Here is a 23,494-nt window from a genome sequence, read left to right on the forward strand (position 1 = left end):
TGGCCGGGGCGGTCGCGGGCAGGGTCGGCGGGAACCGCCCGCCCCGGTGATCCTGTCCCACCCCTCGGACAGGCCGGGCGAAGCCGGGCAAAGAATTGGACAGAGGCACCGGGGTCGGCCGCATGATGGAAAAGCCCCGGTCAACGATGTGGCACAGCAGCAAGAGTCAGCCAGAACCAAGGGAGTCGCCGTGAGGGTCGGAATCGTCGGAGCCACCGGTCAGGTCGGCACGGTCGTGCGCAGGATCCTCGGGGAGCGGGAGTTCCCGGTCACCGAGCTGCGTCTGTTCGCCTCCGCCCGCTCGGCCGGGACCGTACTCGACGGCGTGACGGTGGAGGACGCGGCGAGCGCCGACTACTCCGGCCTGGACATCGTCATCTTCTCCGCGGGCGGCGCGACCTCGAAGGCGCTGGCCGAGAAGGTCGCCTCGCAGGGCGCGGTCGTGATCGACAACTCCTCGGCGTGGCGCAAGGACCCCGAGGTGCCGCTGGTCGTCTCCGAGGTGAACCCGCACGCGATCGCGGACCGCCCCAAGGGCATCATCGCCAACCCGAACTGCACCACGATGGCCGCGATGCCGGTCCTGAAGGTGCTGCACGCGGAGGCGGGTCTTGAGGCGCTGGTCGTGGCGACCTACCAGGCGGTGTCCGGCTCGGGGCTCGCGGGCGTCGCGGAGCTGCACGGCCAGGCGCAGAAGGTCGTGGCCGACGCCGACAGGCTGACCCACGACGGCGGCGCGGTCGACTTCCCGGAGCCGCAGGTCTACAAGCGCCCGATCGCCTTCAACGTGCTCCCGCTGGCGGGCTCGATCGTGGACGACGGTCTGAACGAGACCGACGAGGAGCAGAAGCTGCGCCACGAGTCCCGCAAGATCCTGGAGATCCCCGGTCTCAAGGTCTCCGGCACCTGCGTCCGCGTCCCGGTCTTCTCCGGCCACTCCCTCCAGGTCAACGCCCGTTTCGCCCGCCCGATCCCCCCGGAGCGCGCCACCGAGCTGCTGGCCGGGGCGCCGGGCGTCGCCCTGTCCGACATCCCGACCCCGCTCCAGGCGGCCGGCCAGGACCCGTCGTACGTGGGTCGCATCCGCGCCGACGAGACGGTCGACCACGGTCTCGCCCTGTTCATCTCCAACGACAACCTCCGCAAGGGCGCCGCGCTGAACGCGGTGCAGATCGCGGAGCTGGTGGCGGAGGAGCTGAAGGGCTGACCCGCTTGTGGTGTCGGGGGCGCGCCTGTCGTGATGCGCGCCCCGGCACGCTTCACGGCCTGCGCACCTCGTACAGGAAGCAGCCGTACTCCACCGCCCTGACGTGCACGAGCGCCACCTCGGGGTCGGTGAACGCCTCGCTGAGGGCGCCGTCGAAATCCTCGGGCGGGGTGACCAGCCGACCGCCGAGAATCCGTCCGTCCCGGGAGTAGCGCCGCAGGACCCGGTGCGCCCGGGTGAAAGCGAGCCCCCCGGACTCCGGACCACCGCACGCCTCGGCGTGGATGAACACCGGTCCCTGCTCGTCGTACGCCCCCGGTGCGACCCCGGTCCGGGCGGCCCAGCGCCGCAGGGGCGCGTAGGAGACCAGGGCGATCCGCTCCCCGGGCGCGCTGCGCCGCAGACAGCAGCGGAGCGGGGCGCCGCCCTCGGGGTCGGTGACGGCGGTGAGGGGGCGTCCGGCGTCGTCCGCCGTCCGCAGTTGGGCGAGGACCGGCTCCGTGATGGCGCACGGTACGTGAGGGGGCGTCGTATCTGTCGTCATGCTCCCCAGGCTCGTCGCCGGGCGGGCCGGTGACCGGCGGGTTATGGACATCGCGTTCGCGGAAGTTGCGTGGAAGGATGGCGCAACCCACACATAACGAGGAGATGACCGCGTGCCTGGCACAAACCTGACTCGCGAAGAGGCGCAGCAGCGGGCGGAGCTGCTCACCGTTGACTCGTACGAGATCGATCTCGACCTGTCCGGCGCGCAGGAGGGAGGGACCTACCGGTCCGTGACCACGGTGCGCTTCGACGTCGAGCGGAACAATGTCGACTCCTTCATCGACCTGGTCGCCCCGACGGTGCACGAGGTGACGCTGAACGGCGACGCGCTGGACCCGGCGGAGGTCTTCAAGGACTCGCGGATCGCGCTGCCCGGACTGCTCCAGGGGCGCAACGTCCTGCGGGTGGTCGCGGACTGCGCGTACACCAACACCGGTGAGGGTCTGCACCGGTTCGTCGACCCGGTGGACGAACAGGCGTACCTGTACACGCAGTTCGAGGTGCCGGACGCGCGGCGCGTGTTCGCCTCCTTCGAGCAGCCGGACCTCAAGGCGACCTTCCAATTCACGGTGAAGGCGCCCGAGGGCTGGACGGTCATCTCCAACTCCCCCACCCCGGAGCCCAAGGACAACGTCTGGGCGTTCGAGCCGACCCCGCGCATCTCGTCGTACATCACGGCGCTGATCGTCGGCCCGTACCACTCGGTGCACAGCGTGTACGAGAAGGACGGGCAGTCCGTGCCGCTCGGCATCTACTGCCGTCCCTCGCTCGCGGAGTACCTGGACTCGGACGCGATCTTCGAGGTCACGCGGCAGGGCTTCGACTGGTTCCAGGAGAAGTTCGACTTCGCGTACCCGTTCAAGAAGTACGACCAGCTCTTCGTGCCGGAGTTCAACGCGGGCGCGATGGAGAACGCGGGCGCGGTGACCATCCGCGATCAGTACGTCTTCCGGTCCAAGGTGACCGACGCGGCGTACGAGATGCGCGCGGAGACCATCCTGCACGAGCTGGCGCACATGTGGTTCGGCGACCTGGTCACCATGGAGTGGTGGAACGACCTGTGGCTGAACGAGTCGTTCGCCACCTTCACCTCGATCGCCTGCCAGGCGTCCGCGCCGGGCTCGCGGTGGCCGCACTCGTGGACCACGTTCGCCAACTCGATGAAGACGTGGGCGTACCGGCAGGACCAACTGCCGTCCACGCACCCGATCATGGCGGACATCCGCGACCTGGACGACGTGCTGGTCAACTTCGACGGCATCACGTACGCCAAGGGCGCCTCGGTGCTGAAGCAGTTGGTGGCGTACGTCGGTGAGGACGAGTTCTTCAACGGCGTGCAGGCGTACTTCAAGCGGCACGCGTTCGGCAACACGCGCCTGTCCGACCTGCTCGGCGCGCTGGAGGAGACCTCCGGGCGCGATCTGAAGACCTGGTCGAAGAAGTGGCTGGAGACGGCGGGCATCAACGTGCTGCGCCCCGAGGTGGAGACGGACGCGGAGGGTGTCATCACCTCCTTCGCCGTCCGCCAGGAGGCGCCCGCGCTGCCGACCGGCGCCAAGGGCGAGCCGACGCTGCGTCCGCACCGCATCGCGATCGGTCTGTACGACCTGGACGACGCGGGCAAGCTGGTGCGGGTCAAGCGCGTCGAGCTGGACGTGGACGGCGAGCTGACGGCCGTGCCCGAGCTGTCCGGCGTGCGCCGCCCGGCGGTGATCCTGCTCAACGACGACGACCTGTCGTACGCGAAGGTCCGCCTGGACGAGGAGTCGCTGGCGGTCGTCACCGAGCACCTCGGTGACTTCGCGGAGTCCCTGCCGCGCGCGCTGAGCTGGGCTTCCGCCTGGGACATGACCCGCGACGGCGAGCTGGCCACCCGTGACTACCTCTCGCTGGTGCTCTCCGGCATCGGCAAGGAGTCCGACATCGGTGTCGTGCAGTCGCTCCAGCGCCAGGTGAAGCTGGCCGTCGACCTCTACGCGGACCCCACCACCCGCGAGGCGCTGCTCACGCGCTGGACCGAGGCGACGCTGACCCACCTGCGCACCGCCGAGCCCGGCAGCGACCACCAGCTCGCCTGGGCCCGCGCCTTCGCGGCGACGGCGCGGACGCCCGACCAACTCGACCTGCTGGACGCTCTGCTGGACGGCACCCAGACCATCGAGGGTCTCGTCGTCGACACCGAGCTGCGCTGGGCCTTCGTCCAGCGGCTGGCGGCGGTCGGACGCTTCGACGAGAGCGAGATCGCGACGGAGTACGAGCGCGACCGCACCGCCGCGGGCGAGCGCCACGCGGCGACGGCCCGTGCCTCCCGCCCGACGGCGGACGCGAAGGCGGAAGCCTGGGCGTCGGTCGTCGAGTCCGACAAGCTCCCCAACGCCGTCCAGGAAGCGGTCATCGCCGGTTTCGTCCAGACGGACCAGCGCGAACTCCTCGCCCCGTACACCGACCGCTACTTCGAGATCCTCAAGGACGCCTGGGCCTCCCGCTCCCACGAGATGGCCCAGCAGATCGCGGTCGGCCTCTACCCCGCGGTCCAGGTCTCGCAGGACACCCTGACGAAGACGGACGCCTGGCTGGAGTCCGCCGCCCCGAACGCGGCCCTGCGCCGCCTGGTCTCGGAGTCCCGCGCGGGCATCGAACGAGCGCTGCGGGCACAGGCGGCGGACGCGGCGGCTTCCGCGTAACCCGCCCTGCGGTTGTGCATGACGGGCGCCCGGCTTCACGGCCGGGCGCCCGCCTGCGTCGGTACGGGTCCGACGAAGCGGCCGGTGGCGGTTACGAAACGCTCCGGGTGGAGTTGGCGGCGGCGACGGCGCGTTCGGCGTCGAAGGCGGCGACGGGGTCCTTACGGTTGTTCCAGGGTTCGGCGCCGCACCAGGGACCTATACGGCGGAACTGGTCGAGAGCCTCGTCGAACAATCCCGAGTGGCTGAGCCGGTGGGCGAGAACGTGGCGCAGCGGAGGCAGGTACGGATTGTCCTCGGGTACCTGGTTCAGAGCCCGGTGCACGTCCGCGAGCAGGCGCTTGCGCGCGGACGAGGGAGCTGTCGGCAGCTTGCCCTGGCGTTTGATGTGTTCGGCCACGGCGTAGAGGTAGACGCCGGCGAGGGGGCTGCCGGGAGGGCAGGCGTGTATCGCGCGCTCACCGAAGGCGAGCATCTCGTGGTCGGTGCCGTGCCACTTGGGGGTCCAGTACTCCAGCGCCTGGCGGTGCCCCATGAAGTGGTGCGGGGCACGCCGGATCAACTCGTTCCAGAGCGAACGGAACTGCCCGTGGGGGAACTTGAGACCGCGCGCGGCGGTCACCATGACGACCCACGGTCCCGGGTCCCGGGGTGCGAACACCGCCGCCCGCCGTGCGGTCTCGACCGCGGCGTGAAGGTGGTCCTGGAACTGGCGCATGTGCGCCGCGGAAACCTCGCGGGCGTACCCGCCGCCGCGGATGGCCCATCCGGTGTGCAGCAGCACGTAGGCGCTGAGCGTGGCGGCGTCGCCGCTGTCCGGCCGTTCCTGGCTCCATCGTGTGAGCCACGCGCCGTCCTCGGCGGCCATCCCGCCGAGCAACTCGACGCGATGCCAGCGTTCGTCCCAGTCCCGGCCCGCGCGGTCGAGGTACGCGGCAGCGGGCCGCCAGTCGCCCGCCCACGCCGCTTCCGCGAGCGCCGCGAGTTCCTGCCGGGCACTCGCCGGAAGCGGCGGACCCGCACGACCGGGGTCCAACTCGGCACGGGACGGCAGGTCGTAGCGTGCCGGGTCGAAGCGTCGCGCGGCGAGTTTCGCCCGTGCCCGCGCCAGCGGCTGCCGGAACAGCAGCCCCCCGAGCAGGGCGAACACCACGACGACGAAGAGAATCTGCATCACGACACAAGATCATGAAGTCGTGAACAGCGGAGTTCAAGGGATCTCCACCGGACCGCGACGGTCGACAAGCCCCGACAGCAGGAGGACACCGTGAGCGACAGCGACTGGGTCAGTACCTCGATGCCCTATCTGACACCCCGGGAGCAGGGGCAGCCGGAGTCATCGAACTCGACGGGATGCCCTGTGAGTTGACGGACACCTACTACCCCGCCGGCATCGCCCGCGGCACCCCTCTCGCCGAGCGGCGGAAGATTCCCGGTGGGGCGGTCACCCTGCTCGCCCGGCTCGGGCATCGAGGTGTTCGGGTCCGGGAGGACGTGACCGCTCGGATGCCCGGCGCCGAGGAGTGCGGGGTGCTGCGGATGGCGCCGGACGAGCCCGTGCTCCTGTTGAGCCGGGTCACGCTGGACGGCGCCGACCGCCCCGTCCAGGCGGACCTGATGGTCATGCCGGCGCGGCGGCAGCGGCTGCGCTACGAGATGCGGCTCGGGTGACGGCTACGGCCGCGCCGGGACCAGACCGTCCGCCACCAGCCCCGCAAGCACCGCCTCGCTGAGGGTCTGGACCGCCGAGAGGGGGCGGACCATGACCGTGAACTCCTTGATGCGGCCGGACTCGTCGAAGTGGAGGAGGTCGATGCCGTGGATGTCGCGGCCGTTCACCTCGGCGCGGAAGAGGAGGACGGCCGAGGGCGCCTCGGTGGGGTCCGCGTGCGTCGCCGCCGTGCCCGTGTGGTCGCCGATGTAGCGGAAGTTCTCGAAGGTGCGCAGGAGGACGCCGAAGAGGCCGAGGACCATCGGCTTGCCCTCGAAGGGGGTGAACTTCACCGGGCTGTAGAAGCGGATGTCGTCGGTGAAGAGGTCGTCCAGGGCGGCGGCGTCGCCCTGCTCGACGGCGGTGCGGAAACGGTCGGCGGTGTTCATGGACCACTCCTTCATAGTCATGAATGTGAGTACTCATGAATATGAGTAGCATGGCCGCACGGTCGGTGGACAGAGGTCACGGAGATACGTCAGGAGCAGCCCCCATGGCACTACGGCACGCGGTCCTCGCCGCGCTCCTCGACGGCGAGCTCAGCGGCTACCAGCTCGCCAAGGCGTTCGACGTCGGCGTCGCCAACTTCTGGTACGCCCAGCCCCAGCAGCTCTACGCCGAGCTGAACCACCTGGAGCGGGCGGGGCTCGTCGCGGGGCGGGAGGTCGTGCAGGAGGGGCGCCCGAACAAGCGGCTGTTCCAGGTGACCGGCGCCGGGCTCGCGGAGCTGGAGACGTTCGCGGGCGCCTCCGACAAGCCGTCCTTCATCCGCGACGACCTGCTCGTCAAGGTCCAGTCCGCCGACCACGTCGACACCGCCACCCTGATCACCAGGCTCCAGGAGCGCGCCGCCTTCGCCCAGGCCAAGATCGACCTCTTCGGCAAGCTGCTGCGCACCCTGCGCGGCGACCGCGACGAGGAGGACTTCCTGCTCCACGGCGAGCGCGTCGGGCCGTACCTCACCTGCCTCCGCGGTCTCGCCTACGAGGAGGGCAATCGGGACTGGTGCGAGCGCACGGTCGCCGTCCTGGCCGAGCGGCGTCGCAGGCAGCGCAGTCGGCGGTAGGAACGGATTACGCCGCCGCGCCCACGTGCTCCCGCACCGCCCGCTCCGTCTCCCCCGGGTCCTCACCGTCGTACGCCCACGCCACATAGCCGTCCGGGCGCACCAGCAGCGTCGTACGACGGTCACCGCGCCACTCGTCCACCGTCAGGTTCGCCGGGCGCGTCCCCGCGTACCGCCCCGGCGTGATCAGCACGAAGTGCCCGTCGCGCAGCGCCTCGTACAGCCGGGTGTGCCGCGTGAGGGCGATGTCCGGGGCGCGGCGGCCGGTGAGGGGGTGGGCGCCGCGGGGGGCGGGGTAGCGGTAGCCGAGCCCGGTGATCTGGGAGGTCACCTTGCGGCGCAGGGGCGGCACCGCGGACAGGAGGGTCGCGAACGCCTCGCGGGCTGCCAGGGACCAGGGGTGTTTCGCCATCGCCAGCCGGATGATGCCGCCGCTGCTGCGCAGGACCGTACGCCCGACCGGGTGGCGTTCGAACTGGTAGGTGTCCAGGAGCGCGGGGTCGGACCGGCCGTGCAGGACCGCCGCCAGTTTCCAGCTCAGGTTGGCGGCGTCCTGGAGACCGGTGTTCATGCCCTGGCCGCCCGCCGGGGTGTGGACGTGGGCGGCGTCGCCCGCGAGGAAGACCCGCCCCACCCGGTACGACGGCGCCTGGCGCTCGTCGCTGTGGAAGCGGGACATCCAGCGGGCGTCGTGCATCCCGTAGTCGCGGCCGAGCGCGAGCCGGGTGATCTCCTTGATCTCCGCGAGGTCCACGGGCGCGTCGTCGGGCACGTCGTGCCGCCGGTGCCAGCCGATCACCCGGTAGTAGCCGTCGCCGAAGGGCGCGAGGAAGGCGAAGGCGTCCCCGACGGCGTTGGCGGTGAGCAGGGACGGCGGCTGCTCCGCCAGCAGTACGTCCGCCAGCACCACCGAGCGGATCACCGAGCGGCCGGGGAAGGGCAGCCCGACCGCGCGCCGTACCGTGCTGCGCATCCCGTCCGTGCCCACCACGTACGCCGCCCGCAGCCGCTCCGTACGGCCGTCCGGGCGGCTCGCCAGGACCGTGACGCCGTCCGCGTCCTGGGTCAGCCCGGTCACCTCGGTCTCGTAGCGGAAGGCGACGCCCGCCGCGACCGCGCGCCGCTCCAGGGCGCGTTCCACCTCGTACTGCGGGATCACCAGGACGTGGCGGTAGCGCGAGGGCAGCTCGGAGAGGTCGATGCGCAGGCGGCCGAAGAAGCCGAGCCGGGTCAGCGGCTCCCCGGCCGCCTCCAGTTCATCGGCGAGACCCCGCGCGTCGAGCTGTTCGAGGGTGCGGGCGTGCACGGCGAAGGCGCGGGAGAGGTTGCTGATCCGGTGCGGGCGTTTTTCGAGGACGGTGACCGGGACTCCGGCGGTCGCGAGGTCACCGGCGAGGAGCAGACCCGTGGGTCCCGCGCCGACCACGACGACTCCGCGGCCCGCGCCGCCCTCCACGTCCGTGTCCATCGGGACCGCCTCCTCGGAACGCCGGGACGTGCCGGAGCCCGCCGTCCGGCCCACCCGCCCGACCCGCCCGTCCGGCACACCGGGCGGCATACGGCTGCCCGCCCGCGCCCCGCCGGAAACACCGAGGGCGCCGCCTCCACCCGTACGCGGACGGGAGGAGCGGCGCCCTCGGAGAGCGGATGCGGGTCCGTCAGACCTTGGCCTCGGCCTTGGCGGACGACTTGGACGACGTGGTGCCCTTGGACTTGTCCAGCATGACGACCAGTCCGGCGATGACGACGAACAGGCCGATCGGGAGCAGCACGTAGAGGCCGACGGTGTCGATGACGCTCAGACCGGGGCCGGGGTCGTCACCGTCGTCGCGGGTGAGCGCGAGCGCGGGGGACGACATGAGCAGCATCATCAGCGTCGTGCCGGCCGCCAGAGCACCGGCGCGCAGGGCGTTCTTCTTGTCCACGGTCCCAAACTAGCGAACGGCCCCCGGGCCCGCGCGCCCGGGGTGCCGTACTCACACCTGCCTCATGCCTCCGGAGCCGCGAGACCCGCCCGCACCACCTCCAGCAGAGCCCGCAGCCGGGGCGAGGTCGTCAGGGTCTCCAGGGCCACCGGGGCGCCCGCCGCGTCGGAGACGGGCAGCCGCCAGTTGGGGTACTCGTCCCAGGTGCCCGGCAGGTTCTGCGGGCGGCGGTCGCCGATGCCGTCGGGGAGCCAGACGCCGATCAGCCTGGCCGGGGTGCGCAGCAGGAAGCGGTGGAAGCCCTCGATCTCCGCCGCCTCGTCGGTGCCGGGCGGTCCGGCGGCCGGGCTGTCGAGCAGACCGAGGCTGCCGAGCAGGGCGAGCCATTCCGCCGTGTCCGCGACCGCCTCCGCGCGCTCGTCGGCGGCGGGACGGGTCAGCAGCCCGAGCCGGTCGCGCAGGTCGACGTGCTCGCCGGTGAGCCGGGCGGCGGTGGGCGGCAGATCGTGGGTGGTCGCCGTGGCCAGGCAGTCCGAGCGCCACCGCTCGGGCGGCAGCGGACGGCCGTCGCCCTCCCAGTCCCGCTCGAACCACAGCACCGAGGTGCCGAGCACCCCGTGCCGCCGCAGCGTCTCGCGCACGCCCGGCTCGACCGTGCCGAGGTCCTCGCCGATCACCAGGGCACCGGCGCGGGACGCCTCCAGGGCGAGGAGGGCGAGCATGGCGTCGGCGTCGTAGCGGACGTAGGTGCCCTCGGTGGGCGGGCTGCCCTCGGGCACCCACCACAGCCGGAACAGACCCATCACATGGTCGATGCGGACCGCGCCCGCGTACCGGAACAGGGCGCGCAGCAGATGGCGGTACGGCGCGTGGCCCGAGGCGGCGAGCCGGTCGGGGCGCCAGGGCGGCAGACCCCAGTCCTGGCCGCGCGCGTTGAAGGCGTCGGGCGGGGCGCCGACCGACATCCCGGCGGCGAAGTGGTCCTGCTGCGCCCACGCGTCGGCGCCCTGCGGATGCACGCCGACGGCGAGGTCGTGGATGATCCCGACGGGCATCCCCGCCTCGTGCGCGGCGCGCTGGGCGGCCCGCAACTGCTGGTCGGTGAGCCAGGCGAGCCGGGTGTGGAACTCCACCCGGGGCGCCAGCTCCGCGCGGGCACGCGCCGTCTCCTCCGAGCGCGGGTCACGCAGCGCGGGTGGCCAGGAGCGCCAGTCGGGACCGTGCCGCTCCGCCAGCGCGTACCAGGTCGCGTGGTCCTCCAGCGCCTGCCCCTCCTCGGCGCGGAAGGCGTCGTACGCCGTCTGCCGTCCCGGTCCGAGCGGGACCTGCGCGACCAGCTCCAGCGCCTGCCGCTTCAGCTCCCACACCGCGTCGCGGTCGATCAGCGCGCCCTTGTCGAGCACGTCGGCGCGCAGCCGCTCGGCCCGCTCGCGCAGCGCGCCGAGGCGGCGGTGGTCGGCGTAGGCGTACTCGGGGATGTCCTCGGGGCGCAGATGCACCGGGTCGGGGAAGCGGCGCGAGGAGGGACGGTACGGCGAGGGGTCGGTCGGCGCGCCCGGTACGGCCGCGTGCAACGGGTTGACCTGCACGAACCCCGCCCCTGCCACGCGTCCCGCCCATCCGGCCAGCTCGGCGAGGTCACCGAGGTCGCCCATGCCCCAGGAGCGGTGCGAGAGGACGGAGTAGAGCTGGGCGAGGAGACCGTAGGAGCGGGTGGTGGGGGTCGGCAGCCGGTCGGGGGCGACGATGAGGTGCGCGTCGGCGGTCCGGCCGTCGGGGGCGGTGGCGGTCACGCGGTGGACACCGGGGGGCAGTCCGTCGACGGTGTCGCGGGTGTCGCCCTGCTCGGTGGTGACGTGGAGGCGGGTGCCGGGGGGAAGCGTCTCGAACGGGTCCGGCTGCTCCGGGGCGCCCGGGTTCACCTCCGGCGGGTTGGTCGCCGCGTGCGGTGTGCGCGTCCCCGCGTCCGAGGCGCTCGTCCCCGGGTCCTGGGCGCTCGTCCCCGCGTCCGGGGTGCGCGTCCCCGCGTCCGGGGTGCTCGTCCAGCGGACCACCGTCGGTGGCAGCAGGCGCTCCCGCAGCTCGCGCTCGCGCGCGTCCAGCGCGGCGCGGACCGCGTCCGAGTCCGCCGCGTCCACCCCGAGGGCGGCCAGCGCGGCGACCACGGCGGTGGCGGGGACCGCGACCGTACGGTCCGGGGCGGGGCTGTAGGAGGTGGCGACCCCGTGCAGCCCGGCGAGACGGTTCAGGTGGGGGTCGTCCTGGGCGGCGCGGCCCGGCTCGGGGCCGTCTTGCACTGCACGCCCCGGCTCGGGGGTCTCTCCTGCGGCTGGGCCGCGCTCGGAGTCACCCCCGGCCGCTCCTCCGCCGGGGCGGCTCCGCTCCGCGTCGTCCTCCGCCGCTCCCATCTAGTGCCCCACGCAGTCGGCGATCGGGCAGTCGGCGTCGGTCAGTGGGGCGGCGTCCGCAAGCGGGGGCTCGCTGGTCAGGGGGGCGGCGTCGGGCAGCGGGGGCTCGCTGGTGAGCGGGGTCTCCACGCAGGCGCCTTCCGCGCTGAACGCGCGCGGGCCCGCGCCGGGCCGGGACACCGTCTCCGGCGAGCGTTTCCACTGGGCGGGCAGAGAAAGGTGAGCCGGTGCGGCCACGGATGCCTCCTGGCGGTCGGTACGGGTTCTCCGGTACGGGGTCGGACCGGAACCCGGTGACCGGGTCCCGGTACGCCCCCGCGCCGGATTCGGTACGGGTTTGTGCCGGATTACCGCAGCCCTACCCCGTCCCGGCGACGACACTCCCACCTCACTCCGGCGCGCGGGTGTACGGACGTCCCGCGCGGGAGTGATCCACCGGCGCACCGGCCGTCGATAGAGGGGGTGTGAGACTGTTCCGCCCCATGGGGGGCCACCGGGAGAAGGGCGCCGCGGGCGACGCGGCGCTGCTGCGGGCCGTCGCCGGGGGTGACCAGGCGGCGATGGCCGAGCTGTACGACCGGCACGCCGGTTGGCTGCACGCCCGTCTTTCGCGCCGCTGCGCCGATCCCGAGACCGTACGGGAAGTCCTCCAGGACACCTTCGTCACCGTGTGGCGCTCGTCGGCCGGGCACCGGGGCGAGGAGACCGGCGGCTGGCTGTGGACGATCGCGGCGCGGCGGCTGGTGGACGCGCGGCGGGCGCGGGAGCGCGCCACGCGGCTCGCGGGACCCCCGCTGGACGCCGAGCCGACGGCGCCGTACGCCATTGCCAGCGCGCCGTCCGCCGAGGACCGCGTGCTGGCCGGTCTTGAGTACGGCGACGTCGGCACCGCGCTCGACCGCATCTCCCCCGAGCTGCGCGAGGTGCTGCGGGCGACCGTCGTGGACGGGCTGAGCACCCGGGAGGCCGCCCGGCTGCTCGGCATACCCGAGGGCACCGTCAAGTCCCGCGCCCGCCGCGCCCGCGCCGAACTCCGGGACGCGCTGGCCCAGTTGAACCCGTCCCCGCTGGGAGGCACGGCATGACCAAGCACGACGCGTCCGGTTGGCACGTCGCCGGCACCCTCGCCGCGCGCTACGCCGACGGCACCCTGCCCGAGTCCGACGCCTGGTCCCTGGAGAAGCACGTGGAGCGCTGCGCGGGGTGCGCGGCGCGGGTGTCGGGGGCGGTACGGGCGACGGCGGCGGGGGCGGTGCTGGGGGACGTACGGGCAGCGGTACTGGCGGCGGGTCCGGCGGTGGCGCCGACATCGGCACCAGCACCGGTCACCGCTCCCCTACGGGCGACCCGCCCCCGTTCCTCCCGGCTCCCCCGCCTCGCCCGTCTCCTCTGGGCCGCCGGTCCCGCCGTGCGCGGTGCCTGGCTGACCGCCGTGCTCGGAGTCGCCGTCGGGGCGATGCTGCTGGGGCTCGGCGGCGGATTCACGCAGGCCAGGGTGGTGCTGCTGGCGATCGCGCCGGTGCTGCCGGTGGCCGGGGTCGCGCTGTCGTACGGTCCGCACGCCGACCCGCTGTACGAGATCACCGCCGCCACCCCGGGCGGCGGACTGCGCCTGGCGCTGACCCGTACCGCCGCCGTACTCGCCGTCAGCCTGCCGCTGCTGACCCTCACCGGGCTGCTGCTGCCCGGCTCCGGCGCCCCGGCTGCCGCCGCCTGGCTGCTGCCGGGTCTCGCGCTGTCGCTGGCCACCCTGGCGCTCGCCTCCTTCACCGGCTGCCGCACGGCCGCCGGGGTCACGGCGGGCGGCTGGCTGTGCGCCGTCCTCGCACCGCTGCCCGGCGCCCCGGCGGGCGAGGTCACCCACCAGTTGGCCGAACAGCTCTCGCGCTGCCTGGACGGCGCGGTGGCCCAGGGCGCGTGGGCGGCGGCTGCCGTCCTCGGCGGCGCCCTGCTCGCGGTCCGCCGTCCCGCGTACGACCGCCTGCCGCGCCGCTGAGCGCGCTCACCACTCAACTCCCTTCCTTTGGAGTCCTCTTGTACGTCCCTTCCGAAACACCGCCCGCCATCCGCGCGGCCGCGCTGCGGGTGGAGCACCGCAGGACCGTCGCGCTCGACTCCGTCGACCTGGAGCTGGGCATCGGTGTGCACGGTCTGCTCGGTCCGAACGGCGCGGGCAAGACCTCGCTGATCCGCGTCCTCGCCACCGTGGCGCAACCCACCGGCGGGCGCGTGGAGATGCTGGGCGAGGACAGCGCCGAACCACGCGGGCGGACCGCGATCCGGCGCCGACTGGGTTATCTCCCGCAGGAGTTCGGCTACTACCCCGGTTTCACCGTGCGCGAGTTCGTGGCGTACGTGGCCTGGCTGAAGGAGATGCCGACCGACCGCGTCCCCGGGGCGGTGGAGCGGGCAGTGGCCCGGGTCGGACTCGCGGACCGGATCGACTCGAAGATCAGGACGCTGTCCGGTGGCATGGTCCGCCGGGTCGGCATAGCCCAGGCGATCGTCAACGATCCGGGCGTGCTGCTCCTCGACGAGCCGACCGCCGGACTCGACCCCGAACAGCGGGTGGAGTTCCGCGAGTTGCTGCGCACGCTGGGGGTCTCCGCGACGGTGGTCGTCTCCACCCACCTGGTCGAGGACGTGGCCGCCGCCTGCACCGAGGTCACCCTCCTCGACGGGGGTCGTATCGCCTACCGGGGTACGCCCCGCGCCCTGACCCTCCTCGGCGAGACCTCGGACGGTCCCGGCGACCACCCGATCGAGCGCGGCTACACGACCGCCCTCCGCACCCACCGCGCGCACGGCGCCCCGGCGACGCGGGGGTCGGTGCGATGACCGTCACGACGACCAGACCCGCGCCGCAGAAGGTCCGGGCGCCGCATCCGCTGCGGGCGGAGGCGGTACGGGGGTTCGCTCCGCTGGCGGGGCTCGCGGTGCTGCTGACAGCCGGGGGCATGATGATCGCCACCTCGGCCACCTGGCAGGGCGGCTGGGCCGAGACCGCCTCAAGGCTGCACGAGTCCCTGCTGATCACCCTGCCGATGGCCGCCGCGGCAGGCTGCTGGCAGGGCGGCCGGGAAAGGCGGCGCCGTACCGAGGAGCTGTGGGGGACGGTCGTACGTCCTCCGCTGACCCGGCTGCTGGCGGCGGCGGTGCCGTCGGCCGTCTGGGTGGTCCTCGGCTACCTCCTGGCCGTCGCCGCCGTCTCGCTCGCCACCTGGCCGTACTCGATGGGCGACCGTCCCCACCTCGTCTCCGTGCCGGGCGACGCGACGGCCCTGGTGGCGGCCGTACTGGCCGGTCACGTGGTCGGCCGGGTCGTCCCCACGGTCCTGGCGGCTCCGCTGACCGGGATGGTGGGGTACGTGGTGCTGGGCGTGCTGGGCTCCAACGGCACCGCGAAGTCCCTCAGCCCCGCCGCGTACATCTGGCCCACCCACGAGCCGGTGTGGTGGCAGCCGCTCGCGATGGGCGGGTGGACGCTGGGCCCGGCCGCCGCTCTGACGCTGGCGTACGCGGCACGGCGCCGCGTGACGGCCCTGCTGCCGCTGACCGCCGCCGCGGCCTGCGGCGCGCTGCTCCTGCACACCGGAAGCGGTCTGTGGCAGCCCGACCCGTACGCCGGGCGCCAGGCGTGCGACACCTCGGTGACCCCGGCGGTCTGCGTGAACGCCCGGTACGCGCGGCTGCTCCCGCAGGTGAGCGACGCCCTGTCCGGCGTCACGGGCAAGCTGCGGGGCGTACGGAACCTTCCGGTGCGCTGGGAGGACCACGAGGGCGAACCGCCCGCCGACGAGACGCAACTGCCGATGATCACGCCGTTCGGCTGGTCAGTCGTACGGGGGCGGCTGACCGAGCCGAAGCGGTACGCGTGGGAGGCGGTCGCGCTGATGCAGGGGCGCGGTGACTGCGCCAGGCTGCCGGAGCGGGTGTCGCTCGCGGACGACGCCGTGTCGGCGTATCTGGCGCCGAGCCCGGAGCAGGACTCCTTCGACAAGCGGGACGCCCAGGGCGACGCCGCCGACCGTGCCGCCCTCCGCGCCCGCCTCGCCGCCCGGGCGAAGCTGGCCGGCATGGACGAGGACCGTCGCCGCGCGTGGCTGTCGGCGTACTTCGCCTCGCGGAACGACTGCGCGATGAAGGGGGTGCCGTCCCTGTGAGGACCCACGGTTTCCTGCTCTACGCCCGCTCCCGTTCCCTCCCGCTGACCCTGTCCGCCCTGATGGCGACAACGGGCTTCGCGGTCTGGGCGTCCGGTCTCCTGGACGCCTACATGGACCCCGCCCGCCGGGTACCGGTGGTCGCCCTGGCGCCGCTGCTGGCGTCGGCGGTGATCGGGGTGAGCCTGCACACCCCGTCGGACGAACTGGACCGTACGGCCGTACGCCCCTGGTGGTCCCGGCGCCTGGCGTGGCTGGCGTCGCTGACCGCCCTGGCGGCGCTGCTGCTCCCCCTTGCGGTGCTGGGGCACCCGCAGACCTTCGGTCCGCCCGCCGTGATCCGCAACGTCCTGGGCTGTACGGGTCTCGCGGCCCTGTCGGCGGTCCTCCTCGGCGCCCGTCTGAGCTGGCTCCCCGCCTTCGCCTACGTCTCCGCCGCCTATCTCGCCTCCTCCGGAGCCCACGGGCGCGCCGCCACGCTCTGGGCGTGGCCGGTCCAGCCGGGTCCGCAGCCCGCCGCCTGGACAGCCGCCGTCCTGACCTTCACGGCCGGCACAGCCCTGTACGCGGTCCGCGGCGCACGCCGGGAGGACCCCCGCACGACGTGACACCCGGCACTCCGCACCGCGCGCACCACAGAGCCCTCCGTGCCGACCCACAGCCCGCGACCCCCGTGGCTCAGCCCCGCGCGGACGCGCGAAGGCCCGGACGTCAGGCCGAAATGCCGTCGATCCGGGCCAGGGCGTCGTCCGCGCCGAACGGTTGCAGATACGGCAGCCAGCGGGGGTCTCTGTGGCCCGTGCCGATGATGCGCCAGGCCAGACCGGTGGGCGGGGCGGGTTTGTGGCGCAGGCGCCAGCCGAGTTCGACCAGGTGGCGGTCGGCCTTGACGTGGTTGCAGCGGCGGCAGGAGGCCACCACGTTGTCCCAGACGTGCTTGCCCCCGCGTGAGCGCGGGATGACGTGGTCGACGCTGGTTGCGACGCCACCGCAGTACATGCACCGTCCGCCGTCCCGGGCGAACAGGGCCCGCCGGGTCAGGGGAACGGGGCCCCGGTAGGGCACCCGGACGAATCGCTTGAGCCGGACCACGCTGGGTGCGGGGACTGTGACGGTCGCGCTGTGCATATAGGCGCCGGATTCCTCGAGGGAGACGGCCTTGTTCTCCAGGACGAGGACGAGCGCGCGGCGGAGCGGTACGACGCCGAGCGGCTCGTACGACGCGTTGAGGACCAGGACATGCGGCACGGGTGCCTCCTTGGGCGTCGGCGGCGCGTGGCTCGCGCCGGGACGATCTGGAGCCAGTCTCCCCTCATGGCTGGTGGAAGCGCCACCATGTGCCGGTAACGGGCCGGGAGTGTTTTCAACCACACCGGACGGGGGCTGGACGATCATGGCTGGTCAAGGCGCAGGTGGGAGGGGGTAGCCCTGCGCGAAACGGCGGAGCCGCGCACAATGCCCCGTTAGTGTGGTGGTTCTGTCCACCCGGTGACCTTTTCGTGATCTTGCCGATCCGGCCGGGGCGGACCGCGCAGCACCATGGAGGTACCAGCCGTGTCCTTGCCCGTCGCCCTACTGGCCGCCGGAGCGTCCCCGTCTCCCTCGCCCTCGGGCTCGGACCCGGCGGTCCCCTCGCTCCAGGACGCCCAGCAGAGCGCGACCAACGCCGCGAGCTGGGTGGAGCAGAACTGGTCGACCTGGCTCGCGATGGGTCTGCAGATCCTGCTGATCATCGTCATCGCGGTCGCGCTGCGCGCGGTCGTGCGGCGGGCGATCACCAAGCTGATCGAGCGGATGAACCGCACGGTGCAGGCGGTGGACCACACCGCGCTCGGCGGTCTCCTGGTCAACAACGAACGCCGCCGTCAGCGCTCCGCCGCCATCGGCTCGGTGCTGCGCTCGGTCGCCAGCTTCGTGATCCTCGGCACCGCCGCCCTGATGGTGCTCTCCACCTTCAAGATCAACCTCGCCCCGCTGCTAGCGTCGGCCGGTGTCGCCGGTGTCGCGATCGGTTTCGGCGCCCGCAACCTGGTCACCGACTTCCTCTCCGGCGTCTTCATGATCCTGGAGGACCAGTACGGCGTCGGCGACACGATCGACGCGGGCGTGGCCACCGGCGAGGTCGTCGAGGTCGGTCTGCGCGTGACCAAGCTGCGCGGCGACAGCGGCGAGATCTGGTACGTCCGCAACGGCGAGGTCAAGCGCATCGGCAACCTCTCCCAGGGCTGGGCGACCGCCAACGTGGACGTCACCGTCCGCGCCGGCGAGGACCTGGACAAAGTCAAGTCCGTGCTGGACGAGGTCGCCGAGAAGATGGGCAAGGAAGAGCCCTGGAACGAGCTGCTCTGGAGCCCCATCGAGGTCCTGGGTCTGGACAGCGTGCTGATCGACTCCATGGTGATCCGCGTCTCCGCCAAGACCATGCCGGGCAAGTCGGTCGGCGTGGAGCGCGAGCTGCGCTGGCGCATCAAGCGGGCCTTCGACAAGGCGAGCATCCCGATCGTGGGCGGCGCCACGGCCATCGAGGACGACGAGGACGCCCCCGCCGCGGACGCCTCGATCGCCGCCCCCTCCGCCTTCGCCAGCCCCACCTCCCCGCAGTCCCTGGCGACCAGCCCGATCGTCCAGGCGAAGCCGACCACCACCAAGTAACCCCCACGCCCCGACGCGCCCCCGGTCCACCCCAGGACCGGGGGCGCGCGGCGTTGACGACCGCTCCCGCCGGGGCCTACGTTCGCTGCGCCGATCACCCCGGCAACGCGAGGGAGTCGCCCGTGAAGCTCACCGTGGTCGGCGGAGGCTCGACCTACACCCCCGAACTCGCCGACGGCCTCGCGCGGCTGCGCGACACCCTGCCCGTCGAGGAACTGGTGCTGGTCGACCCCGCCCCGGAGCGCCTTGAGCCGGTGGCCGCCGTCTCCCGCCGCATCCTCGCGCGCCACGGTCACCCCGCCCGGATCACCGCCACCGCCGATCTGGAGGCGGGAGCCGAGGGCGCCGACGCCGTCCTGCTCCAGTTGCGCGTCGGCGGACAGGCGGCGAGGAACGAGGACGAGACCTGGCCACTGGAGTGCGGCTGCGTCGGCCAGGAGACGACCGGCGCGGGCGGTCTCGCCAAGGCGCTGCGTACGGTCCCGGTGGTGCTGGACATCGCCGAGCGGGTACGCCGGGTCAGCCCGGGCGCCTGGATCGTGGACTTCACCAACCCGGTCGGCATCGTCACCCGCGCCCTGCTCAAGGCGGGACACCACGCGGTCGGTCTGTGCAACGTGGCCATCGGACTCCAGCGCAAGTTCGCCGCGCTGCTCGGCACCGCGCCCGGCGAGGTCCACCTCGACCACGTGGGGCTGAACCACCTCACCTGGGAGACCGCCGTCCGCCTCGGCGGACCCGAGGGTCCCGACGTGCTCCCCCGCCTGCTGGCCGAGCACGGCGACACCGTCGCCGCCGACCTCCGCCTCCCGCGCGCCCTGCTCGACCGCCTGGGCGTGGTCCCGTCGTACTACCTCCGCTACTACTACGCGCACGACGAGGTCGTGGACGAGCTGCGCGCCAAGCCCTCCCGCGCCGCCGAGGTCGCCGCCATGGAGCGCCAACTGCTGGCGCTGTACGCCGACCCGGCGCTGGACGAGAAACCCGCGCTGCTCGCCAGGCGCGGCGGCGCCTACTACTCCGAGGCGGCGGTGGACCTGACAGCCGCCCTGCTCACCGGCAACGGCAGCCCGTACCAGGTGGTCAACACGCTGAACGCGGGCACGCTGCCCTTCCTCCCCGCCGACGCGGTGATCGAGGTCCCGGCGGCGGTGGGCGCGAAGGGGGCGGTGCCGCTGCCGATTCCCGAGGTCGATCCGCTGTTCGCGGGGCTGATGGCGAGCGTGACGGCGTACGAGGACCTGGCCCTGGAGGCGGCGCTGCGCGGTGGCCGGGAGCGGGTGTTCCGCGCGCTGCTCGCGCACCCCCTGGTCGGCCAGTACGCGTACGCCGACACCCTCACCGACCTCCTCCTCGCCCACAACCGGGAGCACCTGCCATGGGCGTGACAGCCGCCGCGCTCGCTGTGGACGCGGGCAACAGCAAGACCGACGTGGCCGTACTCACGGCGGAGGGCGAGGTGCTGGCGACGGCGCGCGGAGGCGGCTTCCGCCCGCCGGCGGTCGGGGTGGGGCGGGCGCTGGACACCCTGGCCGAACCGGTCGAGCGCGCGCTGTCGGAGGCGGGTCTGACGTCCGTCTCCCATGTCTCCGCCTGCCTCGCCAACGCCGATCTCCCGGTCGAGGAAGCCGAGTTGGCGACCGCGCTGCGCTCCCGCGCCTGGGGTTCCTCGGTTACCGTCCGCAACGACACCTTCGCCGTCCTGCGCGCCGGAGTGGCCGAGCCCCGGGGCGTGGCGGTGGTGTGCGGGGCGGGCATCAACTGCGTGGGGATGCGCCCCGACGGCCGTACCGCCCGCTTCCCGGCGCTCGGGCGGCTCTCCGGCGACTGGGGCGGCGGCTGGGGTCTGGCGGAGGAGGCGCTGTGGCACGCGGCGCGCGCCGAGGACGGCCGGGGCGGTCCGACGGAGCTGGCCCGCGCGCTCCCGGCGCACTTCGGTCTGGACTCGATGTACGCCCTGATCGAAGCCCTGCACCTGGGACACCTCGCGTCGTCCCGCCGCTACGAGCTGACGCCGGTCCTCTTCGGGACGGCCGCCCGGGGTGACGCGGTGGCCCGTTCGCTGGTCGGGCGACTGGCCGAGGAGGTCGCGGTGATGGCGTCGGTGGCGCTGACCCGCCTCGACCTCCTCGGGGAGCCCACTCCGGTCGTGCTCGGCGGCAGCGTGCTGACGGCGGGACACGCGGTCCTGGACGACGCCGTACGCGACCAGCTCAACTCCCGTGCCCCGCACGCCGATCCCCGCCCGATCCGTGCCGCGCCGGTCCTGGGCGCCGCCCTCCTCGCCCTGGATCACCTGGACGCGCCCCCGGAATCGGGGGAACGCGCCCGCTCGTACTGGGAGTCGGAACACCCCTGACGCCAACCCCTCGGCGGACCGGTCCTGTTCACCGTCGCACCGGGAACCGATCAGGATTGACCCGGCGTGTTTGTGGACAGGTCGTGTTCCGGGACGGGTGGTGACATGCCGTCGTCCGGGCGAGATGCGGTGAAGGCTGGTGCGGAAGGCGGTGCGGGCGGTGATACTGGGCGGCGAACGATGACCATGGGGGAGGTCGGGTGACACAACCGCCGAGGAGCAGCGCGCCGCCGACGGCAGGCTCCGCCCTGCCCGCGCCGTCCGCCGCCGTGCCCGCGCAGCCCGGCGCGCTCCCGCAGCCCGCCGTCGCCGCCCCGCCCGCCGTGCCGCCCCAGGGCGGTCGTCCGGCGGGCGGTCGCTCCTCCGCCCCCGAACCCCCCGGCCGTCGTACCGCGTTCGTCGAGGGCGCCGAGCGGCTGCGCGCCGCCGCGACCACCGAGCCGGGGCGGCTGCGGGTCATCGGCGCCGTACTCGCCCTGCTGGTCGTGGCGTTCGGCGCGGTCACCGCGTGGCAGAGCGGCGAGCGCGCCGCCGCCGCGGACGACGTGCTGCACGGCAGCCAGCCGCTCAGCTCGGGCGCCGCGTCGATCTACCGTTCGCTGGCGGACGCCAACACCACGGTCTCCAGCGGTTTTCTGGCGGGCGGGCAGGAGACGCCCGAGACCCGGGACCGGTACGAGAAGGACATCAGCCGCGCCGCCGCAGGTCTGGTCAAGGCCGCCGCCAAGTCCGAGCCGGACTCCGCCGCCGCGGCGAGCATCGCCAAGCTGAACCGGCTGCTGCCGGAGTACAAGGGTCTGATCGAGCGCGCCCGGGTCTACAACCGGCAGGGCTATCCGGTCGGCGGCGCCTATCTGCGGTACGCCAACGAGAAGATGCAGCAGGACATGCTGCCTGCCGCCGAGGACCTGTACACCAAGGAGAACCAGCGCCTGGCCGCCGACTACGGCGACGCGACCCCGTACCCGTGGGCTGCTGTCGCGCTCGGTGTCCTCGCGCTCGGCGGGCTCGGCTGGGCGCAGCACCGCGAGTACCGGCGCACCAACCGCGTCCTGAACCAGGGCCTGGTCGCGGCCACCACCGCCACCGCCGTCGTCCTGCTGTGGCTGCTGGTCGGGCACACGGTCGCCCGCGCCGGGCTGCACGGCTCCGAGGAGCACGGCATCCGCTCCCTGAACGTCCTGCACAGCGCCCAGATCGCCGCCCTGAAGGCGCGCGGCAACGAGAACCTCGGTCTGGTGGCACGCGGCGCCGAGACGGTCACGGTCGACGGCACGGTGTACGACACGTACTACCGGGGATTCGACCAGGAGATGACCGTGCTGAACGGCAGCCTGAAGCGGGCGGGTTCCCTCGCCGACGACCCGGCGGGCGCACAGCCCGTCACCGCGGCGACGCGGAACATGGCGGAGTGGAAGAAGCGGCACGCGGACGCCCACCGCGAGGACGACAGCGGCGACTACCAGCAGGCGCTGGCCATGGTGATCGGCGCGAAGGGCACCACCGGGGAGTGCTTCGACGGCGTGGACGAGAACCTGAACCGCGCCATCGGTCACGAGCAGGCGGAGTTCGAGCGGGCTGCCGGGGACGGGCGGGACGCGATGACCGGGCTGCCCGCGGGTGCCGCCGCCCTCGGTGTGCTCGGCGCGGCCGGTGCGGTGCTGGGCATCGGGCGCAGGCTTTCGGAGTACAGGTGACAGGGGGCCGGAGCATGGACGCGGCAGGAGGACGCACCCGGCTGCGCGGCTGGGGCGGGGTCGGCGCGATGGCGGTGCTGTGTGCCCTCGCGCTCAGCTTCGTGCTGTTCCTCCCGCGTACCCAGGCGCACCCGGAGCCCGGTCCGGTGACGTCGGTGGGTCCGGTGGTCGAGGGCAGCCAGGCGCGCGCCTCGACGTGCGAGGACGCCACGGCGCAGGACCTGTCGCTGCCGCCGTCGAAGGCGAGCGGGAAGACGATCGACGCGATCAAGGCCCGTCCCGGCACCCGCAAGCTGATCGTCGGCGTGGACCAGAACAGCTACCGCTGGGGCTACCGCAATCCGAACAACCCGGGTGCGGAGCTGGAGGGCTTCGACATCGACCTGGTGCACCGGATCGCCGAGGACATCGTGGGCGACCCGGACGCCGTGCAGTTCAAGGCGATCCCGACCAGCCAGCGCATCGCCGCCCTCCAGGAGGGCCGGGTGGACATGGTGGTGCGCACGATGACGATCAGTTGCGAGCGGCTGAAGGACGTCGCGTTCTCCGCGCCGTACTTCCGGACCGGGCAGCAGGTGCTGGCGCCCAAGTCCTCGCCGGTGAAGGGGTACCGGGACCTGGCGGGCAAGCGGGTGTGCACGGCGGCGGGCTCGACGGCGCGCAAGAAGCTGGCGGGGGACGTGAAGTCCGGCGCGGTGAAGGCGGTCGTCGGCGAGGCGGTGCCCAACCAGCTCGACTGCCTGGTGCGGTTGCAGCTCGGCGAGGCGGACGCGGTGATCACCGACGGCGCGCTCGCCGCGAGCCAGGCGGCCCAGGACCCCACGCTCGAACTCAAGGGCCCCGCCTTCACGACCGAGTACTACGGCGTGGCCATGAAGAAGGACGCGGGGGACCTGGTGGGGCGGGTCAACCGCGTGCTGGCGGACTACCGTTCCGACGGCTGGCAGGCGTCGTACGACAAGTGGCTGTCGGCGACACTGGGCAAGGACGCCAAGCCGTACCGTCCGCCCGTGCCCGCATACCGGGGTGAGAGCTGAGCGACCGGGCAGGACGAGACAGCGCCGACTTGGGACAGC

At 73.2% G+C, this 23,494-nt stretch carries 22 protein-coding genes; 14 read left to right on the top strand and 8 right to left on the bottom strand.

The features are described from left to right. The first annotated feature begins 190 nt into the window (after window positions 1-190). Window positions 191-1,207: an aspartate-semialdehyde dehydrogenase gene (locus tag IF655_RS24040; protein WP_199587183.1), complete on the top strand. Its 1,017-nt coding sequence runs from the start codon at window positions 191-193 to the stop codon at window positions 1,205-1,207. A 52-nt stretch (window positions 1,208-1,259) separates the two neighbouring features. Here the strand turns inward: IF655_RS24040 and IF655_RS24045 are convergent, their stop codons facing one another. Next, complete coding sequence (locus IF655_RS24045; protein WP_199587184.1) at window positions 1,260-1,751, bottom strand: DUF1203 domain-containing protein; 492 nt, start codon at window positions 1,749-1,751, stop codon at window positions 1,260-1,262. A 112-nt stretch (window positions 1,752-1,863) separates the two neighbouring features. On the opposite strand from IF655_RS24045, the gene pepN reads away from it, so the two are divergent. Next, window positions 1,864-4,437 (top strand): aminopeptidase N, encoded by a 2,574-nt coding sequence (gene pepN, locus IF655_RS24050; RefSeq protein ID WP_199587185.1) that lies wholly within the window; start codon window positions 1,864-1,866, stop codon window positions 4,435-4,437. Between the two features lie 91 nt (window positions 4,438-4,528). Here the strand turns inward: pepN and IF655_RS24055 are convergent, their stop codons facing one another. Further along, window positions 4,529-5,611, bottom strand: a complete 1,083-nt coding sequence (locus IF655_RS24055; RefSeq protein ID WP_374100339.1) for a hypothetical protein — start codon at window positions 5,609-5,611, stop codon at window positions 4,529-4,531. A 179-nt stretch (window positions 5,612-5,790) separates the two neighbouring features. On the opposite strand from IF655_RS24055, the gene IF655_RS24060 reads away from it, so the two are divergent. After that, window positions 5,791-6,108, top strand: a complete 318-nt coding sequence (locus tag IF655_RS24060) for a UTRA domain-containing protein (protein WP_199587187.1) — start codon at window positions 5,791-5,793, stop codon at window positions 6,106-6,108. A 3-nt stretch (window positions 6,109-6,111) separates the two neighbouring features. Here IF655_RS24060 and IF655_RS24065 read toward each other — a convergent pair whose 3' ends face one another. After that, window positions 6,112-6,537, bottom strand: coding sequence for a nuclear transport factor 2 family protein (locus tag IF655_RS24065; RefSeq protein WP_199587188.1), 426 nt, complete (start codon window positions 6,535-6,537; stop codon window positions 6,112-6,114). Between the two features lie 104 nt (window positions 6,538-6,641). Between IF655_RS24065 and IF655_RS24070 the strand changes: the two genes are divergently transcribed. Continuing rightward, a complete protein-coding gene (locus IF655_RS24070) occupies window positions 6,642-7,214 on the top strand; it encodes a PadR family transcriptional regulator (RefSeq protein ID WP_199587189.1) in 573 nt (190 codons plus the stop codon). 7 nt (window positions 7,215-7,221) lie between these two features. On the opposite strand, the gene IF655_RS24075 is transcribed toward IF655_RS24070, so the two are convergent. The 4 genes from IF655_RS24075 to IF655_RS24090 form a co-directional block, all read right to left on the bottom strand. Continuing rightward, window positions 7,222-8,682 (bottom strand): FAD-dependent monooxygenase, encoded by a 1,461-nt coding sequence (locus IF655_RS24075; RefSeq protein WP_199587190.1) that lies wholly within the window; start codon window positions 8,680-8,682, stop codon window positions 7,222-7,224. A 190-nt stretch (window positions 8,683-8,872) separates the two neighbouring features. Continuing rightward, the gene (locus tag IF655_RS24080; RefSeq protein WP_199587191.1) at window positions 8,873-9,139 is read right to left on the bottom strand and encodes a hypothetical protein; all 267 of its coding nucleotides are present in this window, start codon (window positions 9,137-9,139) and stop codon (window positions 8,873-8,875) included. Window positions 9,140-9,201: 62 nt separating this feature from the next. Beyond that, complete coding sequence (malQ, locus tag IF655_RS24085; protein WP_374100330.1) at window positions 9,202-11,547, bottom strand: 4-alpha-glucanotransferase; 2,346 nt, start codon at window positions 11,545-11,547, stop codon at window positions 9,202-9,204. Beyond that, on the bottom strand, window positions 11,548-11,784 hold the full coding sequence (locus IF655_RS24090; protein ID WP_199587193.1) for a hypothetical protein: 237 nt from the start codon (window positions 11,782-11,784) through the stop codon (window positions 11,548-11,550). Window positions 11,785-12,029: 245 nt separating this feature from the next. Here IF655_RS24090 and IF655_RS24095 point away from each other — a divergent pair, with 245 nt between their 5' ends. The 5 genes from IF655_RS24095 to IF655_RS24115 are packed head-to-tail and all read left to right on the top strand — an operon-like array spanning window position 12,030 to window position 16,318. Beyond that, window positions 12,030-12,632, top strand: coding sequence for an RNA polymerase sigma factor (locus IF655_RS24095; RefSeq protein ID WP_199587194.1), 603 nt, complete (start codon window positions 12,030-12,032; stop codon window positions 12,630-12,632). Next, window positions 12,629-13,543: a zf-HC2 domain-containing protein gene (locus IF655_RS24100; RefSeq protein WP_199587195.1), complete on the top strand. Its 915-nt coding sequence runs from the start codon at window positions 12,629-12,631 to the stop codon at window positions 13,541-13,543. Before IF655_RS24095 ends, IF655_RS24100 begins: the two co-directional genes overlap by 4 nt. A 38-nt stretch (window positions 13,544-13,581) precedes the next feature. Then, window positions 13,582-14,385: an ABC transporter ATP-binding protein gene (locus IF655_RS24105; protein WP_206776351.1), complete on the top strand. Its 804-nt coding sequence runs from the start codon at window positions 13,582-13,584 to the stop codon at window positions 14,383-14,385. Further along, the gene (locus tag IF655_RS24110; RefSeq protein ID WP_199587196.1) at window positions 14,382-15,710 is read left to right on the top strand and encodes a hypothetical protein; all 1,329 of its coding nucleotides are present in this window, start codon (window positions 14,382-14,384) and stop codon (window positions 15,708-15,710) included. The genes IF655_RS24105 and IF655_RS24110 overlap by 4 nt, the downstream gene beginning before the upstream one ends. Continuing rightward, complete coding sequence (locus IF655_RS24115) at window positions 15,707-16,318, top strand: hypothetical protein (protein ID WP_199587197.1); 612 nt, start codon at window positions 15,707-15,709, stop codon at window positions 16,316-16,318. The genes IF655_RS24110 and IF655_RS24115 overlap by 4 nt, the downstream gene beginning before the upstream one ends. 103 nt (window positions 16,319-16,421) lie before the next feature. Here the strand turns inward: IF655_RS24115 and IF655_RS24120 are convergent, their stop codons facing one another. After that, window positions 16,422-16,958, bottom strand: a complete 537-nt coding sequence (locus tag IF655_RS24120; protein WP_199587198.1) for an HNH endonuclease — start codon at window positions 16,956-16,958, stop codon at window positions 16,422-16,424. A gap of 306 nt (window positions 16,959-17,264) precedes the next feature. On the opposite strand from IF655_RS24120, the gene IF655_RS24125 reads away from it, so the two are divergent. From IF655_RS24125 to IF655_RS24145, 5 genes are all read left to right on the top strand, one after another. Then, window positions 17,265-18,362: a mechanosensitive ion channel family protein gene (locus IF655_RS24125; RefSeq protein WP_374100332.1), complete on the top strand. Its 1,098-nt coding sequence runs from the start codon at window positions 17,265-17,267 to the stop codon at window positions 18,360-18,362. Between the two features lie 122 nt (window positions 18,363-18,484). Further along, a complete protein-coding gene (locus IF655_RS24130; RefSeq protein WP_199587200.1) occupies window positions 18,485-19,750 on the top strand; it encodes a 6-phospho-beta-glucosidase in 1,266 nt (421 codons plus the stop codon). After that, a complete protein-coding gene (locus IF655_RS24135) occupies window positions 19,741-20,721 on the top strand; it encodes an N-acetylglucosamine kinase (RefSeq protein WP_199587201.1) in 981 nt (326 codons plus the stop codon). The genes IF655_RS24130 and IF655_RS24135 overlap by 10 nt, the downstream gene beginning before the upstream one ends. Window positions 20,722-20,921: 200 nt before the next feature. Then, window positions 20,922-22,418 carry a hypothetical protein gene (locus IF655_RS24140; RefSeq protein WP_374100333.1) on the top strand — a complete coding sequence of 499 codons (1,497 nt, stop codon included), beginning with the start codon at window positions 20,922-20,924 and terminating at the stop codon, window positions 22,416-22,418. Between the two features lie 14 nt (window positions 22,419-22,432). Further along, on the top strand, window positions 22,433-23,455 hold the full coding sequence (locus IF655_RS24145; RefSeq protein ID WP_199587202.1) for a glutamate ABC transporter substrate-binding protein: 1,023 nt from the start codon (window positions 22,433-22,435) through the stop codon (window positions 23,453-23,455). The last annotated feature ends 39 nt before the right edge of the window (window positions 23,456-23,494 follow it).

Origin of the sequence: Streptomyces sp. DSM 110735 (assembly GCF_016482685.1) — a bacterium.
Lineage (GTDB): Bacteria > Actinomycetota > Actinomycetes > Streptomycetales > Streptomycetaceae > Streptomyces.

Excerpts from the sequence above, each read along its gene's own strand:
- IF655_RS24135 (WP_199587201.1), top strand. The coding sequence starts at position 19,741 with ATGGGCGTGACAGCCGCCGCGCTCGCTGTGGACGCGGGCAACAGCAAG.
- IF655_RS24095 (WP_199587194.1), top strand. The coding sequence starts at position 12,030 with ATGGGGGGCCACCGGGAGAAGGGCGCCGCGGGCGACGCGGCGCTGCTG.
- IF655_RS24045 (WP_199587184.1), bottom strand. The coding sequence starts at position 1,751 with ATGACGACAGATACGACGCCCCCTCACGTACCGTGCGCCATCACGGAG.
- IF655_RS24110 (WP_199587196.1), top strand. The coding sequence starts at position 14,382 with ATGACCGTCACGACGACCAGACCCGCGCCGCAGAAGGTCCGGGCGCCG.
- IF655_RS24100 (WP_199587195.1), top strand. The coding sequence starts at position 12,629 with ATGACCAAGCACGACGCGTCCGGTTGGCACGTCGCCGGCACCCTCGCC.
- IF655_RS24070 (WP_199587189.1), top strand. The coding sequence starts at position 6,642 with ATGGCACTACGGCACGCGGTCCTCGCCGCGCTCCTCGACGGCGAGCTC.
- IF655_RS24075 (WP_199587190.1), bottom strand. The coding sequence starts at position 8,682 with ATGGACACGGACGTGGAGGGCGGCGCGGGCCGCGGAGTCGTCGTGGTC.
- malQ (WP_374100330.1), bottom strand. The coding sequence starts at position 11,547 with ATGGGAGCGGCGGAGGACGACGCGGAGCGGAGCCGCCCCGGCGGAGGA.
- IF655_RS24060 (WP_199587187.1), top strand. The coding sequence starts at position 5,791 with ATGCCCTGTGAGTTGACGGACACCTACTACCCCGCCGGCATCGCCCGC.
- IF655_RS24055 (WP_374100339.1), bottom strand. The coding sequence starts at position 5,611 with ATGCAGATTCTCTTCGTCGTCGTGGTGTTCGCCCTGCTCGGGGGGCTG.
- IF655_RS24145 (WP_199587202.1), top strand. The coding sequence starts at position 22,433 with ATGGACGCGGCAGGAGGACGCACCCGGCTGCGCGGCTGGGGCGGGGTC.
- IF655_RS24065 (WP_199587188.1), bottom strand. The coding sequence starts at position 6,537 with ATGAACACCGCCGACCGTTTCCGCACCGCCGTCGAGCAGGGCGACGCC.